This is a genomic window from Methanoculleus sp. UBA291 (assembly GCF_002499755.1).
GTDB lineage: Archaea > Halobacteriota > Methanomicrobia > Methanomicrobiales > Methanoculleaceae > Methanoculleus > Methanoculleus palmolei.
The window spans coordinates 95,083-101,615 of sequence record NZ_DANC01000043.1; the positions used below are offsets into that span (position 1 = coordinate 95,083).

Here is a 6,533-nt window from a genome sequence, read left to right on the forward strand (position 1 = left end):
TTATTCCATTGAGATTGCCTCAGACGGACACTCGTCGACGCAGGTCTCGCACTCGACACAGAGATCGATATCCACTTTTGCTTTGCCGTCTACCATGCTGATGGCGGAAGCCGGACAGACATCTACGCAGGTTTCACAGGCGGTACACTTCTCAATATCAACAACTGCTGGCAACTTCGTTCCTCCGAATACCCATACTTTATGTGCGTGTCAAAAAATAAATTTTGCTTCCCCTTTCACAGTCCGAGGACTTCCTGCATGGTGTAGATGCGCGGTTCTCTGCCGACAACCCACCGGGCGGCCCGGACCGCACCCTGGGCGAAGACCGCCCGGTCGTAAGCCCGGTGGGAGATCTCGATGCACTCATAATTCCCTGCAAAGAGGACGGAGTGATCGCCGACGATATCGCCGCCGCGGACGACGTGCACTCCGATCTCATCTTTTCGTTCGGTCTCGCCGACACGGCCGTAGACCTTCTCGCGGGTCCCGAGTTCCTGGTCCAGGATCTCAAGAATGGTCTTTGCCGTGCCGCTCGGGGCGTCCTTCTTGTAGCGGTGGTGGGCTTCCGTGACCTCGATATCGTAGTCGCCGAGTTGTCTGGCCGCCTCCCGCACGAGTTTCCAGAAGATATTGACGCCTACTGAGAAGTTGCTCGATATCACCGCAGGGACGTTCCCCTCAACGGCATCTCGGATAACTTCTCTCTGTTCGGGGGAGAATCCAGTCGTCCCGACGATGAGCGCCACATGATTTCGGGCTGCCGCCCTGACGTTCTCGACCGCGGCAGCCGCAACGGTGAAGTCGATGAGGACATCCGGCTTTTTTTCGTTGAGGAGCGCGTCAATCCGATCGGCCGGAACCACTTCTCTCCCAAAAAGCGTCCCTGCCCGCACGTCGCTCCCGCCGACGAGTTCCATGTCGGGGGCTTCGTTCACGATCCGACCGATGGTGGTGCCCATTCTCCCCAGGGCTCCGGATACGGCAACCTTAATCATAGTTCACCAGCACTTTTCTCAGTTGTTCCGTCTTCGCTTCGTCGAGTTCGTCGAGCGGCAGCCGGACCGAACCCGCGGCCATCCCGAGGAGTCCCACCGCCTTTTTCACGGGTATGGGATTTGTGTCGATGAACATCGCCCGTATGAGCGCGGCAAGTTCGTAGTGCAGGTCCTGTGCGCGGGCAAGATCGCCTGCACGGAAGGCGTCGTACATCTGCACCATCCGACCGGGGTCAATGTTTGCTGCAACCGAGATCACGCCCGCGCCCCCCAGCGCGAGGACCGGGAGGGTCATCGCATCGTCCCCGGAGAGCACGATGAAGTCTTCGTCCCGCGTCCCTTCGATGATACGGGAGATCTGGGTGATATCCCCGCTTGCCTCCTTGATCCCGACGATGTTCGGGTGCCGGGCCAGTTCAATCACGAGATCGGGCTGGAGGTTCTGTCCCGTCCGGCCGGGGACGTTGTAGAGGATGACCGGCAGGTCGAGGTCGGCCAGCTTCGTGAAGTGCTTGATGAGCCCGGAGCGGTTCGGCTTGTTGTAGTACGGGCTGATGACGAGCGCACCGTCCGCGCCCGCGTCCTTCGCCGACCGGGTCAGGTGAACCGCCTCTGCCGTGTTGTTCGATCCGGTCCCTGCAAGCACCGGCACCCGCCCGTCGACAACCTCGACGGTCTCACCGATCACCCGCTCGTGCTCCTCAAACGTGAGCGTCGCCGACTCCCCGGTCGACCCGCAGGGGACGATACCGTGGACGCCATGCTGCAACAGCGACTCTATGTTGGACCGTAATCCTTCAATATCGAGACTCGCCCCGGAGTCCCGGTGAAAAGGGGTAATGATTGCCGGAAGGATTCCCTCAAACATATAGTGAGGTTTACCGCTTCTTTGTATTTATCTTTCGTGAGATGTACCCGGCAACCCTGTTCCGGACATCCTTGCTGTCGATCACGGCAACTTCGGCGACGGCATGCTTATTTTCTTCAAAATCTCCGCTGAACCTGTCGCGATGCTTGACAATGAGCTCCTCACCGAGGTTCTTGATATACGATGGTTTTATTCCCATGTGGACCTTCCCTTATAATTGTGCATAGGTAATGCGATTTGACAGTTTAAGAATATTTTGTGCGACCTGGGCCGGGTCCTCCGCGAGGACCCTGATCATCGGCTCTTTCCCTACGGCTCCCCGGTCGTAGATGATATCGGGAACGCCTTCCTTGCAGCAGGACGCGACGCCCCAATCCATCGTCTGAACCCCCGGCGGCTCTCTTGCCCGGTCAAAGGAGCAGACCTCGAAGAAGAGGTTCTCCAGTTCCTGAAGGACCGCTGCGGAGAAGCGGATGTTTGCCGCGCTCCGGATCCGGGGGTCAAAGTGCATTGTCGTAAGGACGACCCGGGCCACGTGGTCGCTTGCTCCGAACGCGATCTCCCCGACGGGGTGGACCCGGTCGCCGAGCCTGACGATCCGGCCGAGGACCCCGGCGACATCGTCCCTGCCATGCGCGTCGGGCAGAGCGTAGACGATGTTCATTCCGACCTCCGGGATGAGCCGGATGTCCATCCGCTCGGTAAGAAGCACTACGGCCTGTTCCAGCCGGTCGATCACCCTTTCGCGGTCTTCCTGTGTCATGCTCCCGATCTTCGTTCCGGGTGCCATATATGGGTTGCGCTCGGGGCAGTCATGCATGTCGCCCCCCCGCTCGCCCCGGGGATAGAGATATACCTGCACGTATCCAACCTCTCTGCATGGATTTACGGATTCTTGAGGTTCTGGCTGCAATCGGGTCCCTCGCACTCTTCATCGTGGTGCTGGTGATGCTGCCCGCACAGATGGAGGGGATGACGGGACTCTCATACATCGTTGCGCTGGTCATCTTTATCGCCGCGCTCAGCGTCGCGGGTTATGCGATCGATAACATGGCCGCCTGATCTCTGCCCGGAAAAAACCCCTCGCTTACACAATACCGTTTTTCCCGGTCCCCTTGTCCGACAGGGGCGGAAAAGAGGTCAACTTCGTTTTTTCCGGATGTTCTTCTTGAACCGGTAGTAACTTAAGGGGTGATTGACCCGCTCGCAGTCCTTATTCCGGTTGGCGCAGAGTCCGAAGGTACGCATGGTGGCGCAGGAGGGCGGGGTATACTCGGTGCCGCCCCGGCCGGAGATGTGCTCCACCTGGTACATCGTCATATCCAGGTCGAAATCGGGAGCCTGCGCGAAGACCTCCGCAATCCGGGTGGTGTCCATCCCGATGGTATGGAGGAACGACGTGATGGCGAACCGGCCCATATGCGTCAGGTTCGCCCCGGTAGTGATTGCCTGGATGAGCGCGTTGATGCAGGGCGGAAACGCCTCCTCCTTGATCTCGCCGAACTCTTCGAGGACCTGCTGCTGGCGCAACGCGGCGATCTCTTTTGTAACCGCTGCGAGACGTTCACAGATCGCGGGAGGGACGCGGAGCGGCAGTTGATCGACGAGGATGACCCGGATCCGCTCCCGGATAAGTTCGTCGATCTCGCCCGGCTCAAGCGTCACATTTCCCTGCTGCACGTCCCTGTTGACGAGCCGCCAGCGCTGGTCGCGCAAGTGGGGCACCAACTCCACGTACGCGGTGACCGGCAGGGTCGAAGTCCCGGCATCGATGCCGATGCTCCAGGCGACGAACCGCCGTATCTCCGGGTCCTCGGTCGCAAGGAAGAAGGATGCGCGTTCCGCTTCGTAGCGCGCAAGGCGGTCGATGAGGGACCGGTCGCCCAGGCAGGAGACCAGCATCCGGGCAAGCGCGTAACTTGCAATCTCAATTTCGGGTTTGAGGTTCGGCGTCTTCTCGTCCTGGAACTCCTTCTTCGCCATGAGCGCAGCGCTGACGCGCTCCTTTGCCCGTTCGAGCGCCACACCTCCCTGGCTGCTTGAAAGGAACTCTTCGAGCGACTCAACGTGTCGGCGTGCCAGCTTCTGCGACTCTTTCAAAAATGGGTATTTCGTGAGTTCTTTCTGATCAAGGACAACATCCATTAATCGGCCTCAATCCGAGGGGCAAGGAGGTACTCAACGCGGCCGTTGCCGTCCGCAATAGTAAAGGCAAACCGGACCGGGTGATCGATGCCGAGGTAGACCTCCACCTCATCCGCGCGTGCCATGACCCGGCCCATGTCTTTGAGGTAATCGATCGAAAAGAGCGAACGGGCCCGCACCGGGTTGAGTGCGACGAGTTCGTCTTCGCCGAGCGCGAGTTTGATGTGGTCGGTGTCGCCCTCCGCCTCCATGTAGAAGGTCATGGTATCGGGGTCGATCCCGAGAGCAATCTTGTCGGAGATGACGGCAGCCGCTTTGATGGCGTTGTTCAGCGCGTCGCCCGAGAGGACTGCTTTTCCGGGGAGGTCGATCCCCGGCGGGTTCGGGTCCTTCCGGATGGTGTTGACGTCGAGGAGTGTGATCGAGTAGCGGTAGCCGCCAAAACTCAACTCCAGTTTTCGCTCTTCATCAAGCAGGCTCAAGGTCAGCGCATCGCCTTTTCCCATCATCCCGAGGATGTTCTTCATCTTTGCGATGTCCAGACCCAGTTCTCCGGCGGTTGCCGAAAAAGTGTTGAACGCCGTACTCTGGAGTTCCAGGGAGACCATGGCCACATTGGCAGTATCAACTGCTCGCGTCCGGATCTGATCCTCGGCTGTGTGCAGACGGCACTCCGTCACCAGTGCGGCGATCGCGTCAATGGATTCCCGAAAAATTTCTGCATCAATCGTTGCCTTTAACATTGTGACCCCTTATCAAACTCTCGTTTACGTATATAATCGCGTTTTACATTATAGTGTTTTACGTTTATCCTCCAGCCGGAGTGAGGCGGCTGGAGTTACATACATTCATAGTTTACTGCATCGAACACATACATATATTACTCCTGATCATGCTGATAGTATATAAGGTGCCGTCTATCATCTTCAAACGGAGGGTTATCTCGCAATGGGTTCTCAATGGACAAAAGACAGCGTCTATAGAAAGGCGATGAAAGCAGGGTATCGGGCGCGGGCGGCCTACAAACTGCTGGAGATCCAGCAGAAGAACGGGATCATCAGGCCGAGCGACAACGTCGTCGACCTCGGGGCGGCGCCGGGGAGCTGGCTGCAGGTGCTCCGCGACCTGACCGGGGGAAACGTCGTCGGTGTGGACCTCAATCCGATTGCGCCGATGGAGGGCGTCACCACCATTGTCGGGGATTTTACCGACCCTGCCGTTCAGGAACGCATCCGCGAGGAAGCCGGGGGAATCGTCAATGTCATCGTCTGTGACGCCTCTCCGAAACTCTCCGGCCAGAAGAGTTACGACCAGGCCCGGGCGATCGGGCTTGGCGAGGAAGCCCTGGCGTTTGCGTGTACGATCTTAAAGCCCGGCGGCAACATGGTGGTAAAATCGTTCCAGGGGGAACTCTTCGGGGAACTGCTCGCCGAAGTAAAGAAACGCTTCTATTCCGTCCGGGGATATCGGACGAAGGCGTCGCGGAGAGGGAGCGCCGAGACCTATATTATTGCAAAGAATTTCAAGGGAACCTGCGATGGTGCTGAAGGACCCGTATAACAGGACCGTGACCAACCTCCGGATCAGTCTGACCTCCCGGTGCAACCTGCGGTGCATCTACTGTCACGCGGAAGGTGAGGTGAACCCGGAGGAGCAGATGAGCGCCGAGGATATCGCCGAGCTGATGCGGGTGGGCGTGCGGTTCGGTATCAGGAGCATCAAGTTCACCGGCGGAGAACCCCTGCTCCGCCGTGACCTCACGGAGATCATCCGCTCGGTGCCGCCGGGCGTCGAGTCATCCCTGACGACGAACGGGACGCTCCTCGCCGCAAAAGCTGCGGAACTCAAAGAGGCCGGGCTTGCCCGGGTGAACGTCAGCCTCGATACGCTCCGCCCCGAACGCTACCGGGCCATCACGGGGAAGGACTGTCTCGCGGACGTTCTCGCCGGGATCGATGCGGCGATCAAGGTCGGCCTGACGCCGGTCAAACTCAATATGGTCCTTCTCGAGGGCATCAACGAGGATGAGGTCGACGATTTCATGGCGTTTGTCCGGGGCAAGCGCGACCTCATCCTGCAGGTCATCGAACTCATGGAGTTCAACGAGTGCAAGTTTCACGGGGACGTGGACAGCGTCGAGCAGGAATTGAACGAGCGGGCAACCCAGGTCATCACCCGCAGGATGCACCACCGGAAGAAGTACTGCCTCGACGGCGCCGAGGTCGAGGTGGTCCGCCCCCTCCACAACACGGAGTTCTGCGGGTTCTGCAACCGCCTGCGCGTGACCTCGGACGGGAAACTCAAGCCCTGCCTCCTCCGGAGCGACAACCTTGTCGACACCCGGGGAAAACACGGCAAGGAACTGGAAGACGCGTTCCGGGAAGCCGTAAGCAGGCGTAAGCCGTTCTTCACGTGACGACCCGTCAGGCGCGAATTCAAGCCCCGGACCTATTGGTCCGTCGGCACGCGAAAACGCTCCGCGGTTTCTCAAGCTCCGGACCCATCGGTCCGCCGGCACTCGCAAA

The 6,533-nt window shown here is 59.2% G+C and carries 10 protein-coding genes; 3 read left to right on the forward strand and 7 right to left on the reverse strand.

Annotated features, from left to right (window positions below; genetic code table 11):
* The 5 genes from BP737_RS10905 to BP737_RS10925 all read right to left on the reverse strand — a co-directional run bounded on the left by BP737_RS10905 (position 1) and on the right by BP737_RS10925 (position 2,626).
* Positions 1 to 174 (reverse strand): 4Fe-4S binding protein, encoded by a 174-nt coding sequence (locus tag BP737_RS10905; protein ID WP_292407819.1) that lies wholly within the window; start codon positions 172 to 174, stop codon positions 1 to 3.
* 62 nt (positions 175 to 236) lie between these two features.
* Positions 237 to 995, reverse strand: a complete 759-nt coding sequence (dapB, locus tag BP737_RS10910) for a 4-hydroxy-tetrahydrodipicolinate reductase (RefSeq protein ID WP_292407817.1) — start codon at positions 993 to 995, stop codon at positions 237 to 239.
* Entirely contained in the window at positions 988 to 1,863 is an 876-nt protein-coding gene (gene dapA / locus BP737_RS10915) for a 4-hydroxy-tetrahydrodipicolinate synthase (RefSeq protein WP_292407815.1), read from the reverse strand. The genes dapB and dapA overlap by 8 nt, the downstream gene beginning before the upstream one ends.
* A 10-nt stretch (positions 1,864 to 1,873) precedes the next feature.
* A complete protein-coding gene (locus BP737_RS10920; protein WP_292407812.1) occupies positions 1,874 to 2,062 on the reverse strand; it encodes a 30S ribosomal protein S17e in 189 nt (62 codons plus the stop codon).
* A gap of 12 nt (positions 2,063 to 2,074) precedes the next feature.
* The gene (locus BP737_RS10925) at positions 2,075 to 2,626 is read right to left on the reverse strand and encodes a thiamine-phosphate synthase family protein (RefSeq protein WP_292407810.1); all 552 of its coding nucleotides are present in this window, start codon (positions 2,624 to 2,626) and stop codon (positions 2,075 to 2,077) included.
* Between the two features lie 116 nt (positions 2,627 to 2,742).
* On the opposite strand from BP737_RS10925, the gene BP737_RS10930 reads away from it, so the two are divergent.
* Positions 2,743 to 2,925: a hypothetical protein gene (locus BP737_RS10930; RefSeq protein ID WP_292407808.1), complete on the forward strand. Its 183-nt coding sequence runs from the start codon at positions 2,743 to 2,745 to the stop codon at positions 2,923 to 2,925.
* A 78-nt stretch (positions 2,926 to 3,003) separates the two neighbouring features.
* Here the strand turns inward: BP737_RS10930 and priL are convergent, their stop codons facing one another.
* Together priL and BP737_RS10940 are read right to left on the reverse strand one after the other, a co-directional pair.
* Positions 3,004 to 4,008, reverse strand: coding sequence for a DNA primase regulatory subunit PriL (gene priL, locus BP737_RS10935; RefSeq protein WP_342686179.1), 1,005 nt, complete (start codon positions 4,006 to 4,008; stop codon positions 3,004 to 3,006).
* Positions 4,008 to 4,751: a DNA polymerase sliding clamp gene (locus BP737_RS10940; protein ID WP_292407797.1), complete on the reverse strand. Its 744-nt coding sequence runs from the start codon at positions 4,749 to 4,751 to the stop codon at positions 4,008 to 4,010. Before BP737_RS10940 ends, priL begins: the two co-directional genes overlap by 1 nt.
* A gap of 205 nt (positions 4,752 to 4,956) precedes the next feature.
* Here BP737_RS10940 and BP737_RS10945 point away from each other — a divergent pair, with 205 nt between their 5' ends.
* On the forward strand, positions 4,957 to 5,568 hold the full coding sequence (locus BP737_RS10945) for an RlmE family RNA methyltransferase (RefSeq protein WP_292407794.1): 612 nt from the start codon (positions 4,957 to 4,959) through the stop codon (positions 5,566 to 5,568).
* On the forward strand, positions 5,546 to 6,424 hold the full coding sequence (gene moaA, locus BP737_RS10950; protein WP_292407791.1) for a GTP 3',8-cyclase MoaA: 879 nt from the start codon (positions 5,546 to 5,548) through the stop codon (positions 6,422 to 6,424). Before BP737_RS10945 ends, moaA begins: the two co-directional genes overlap by 23 nt.
* The last annotated feature ends 109 nt before the right edge of the window (positions 6,425 to 6,533 follow it).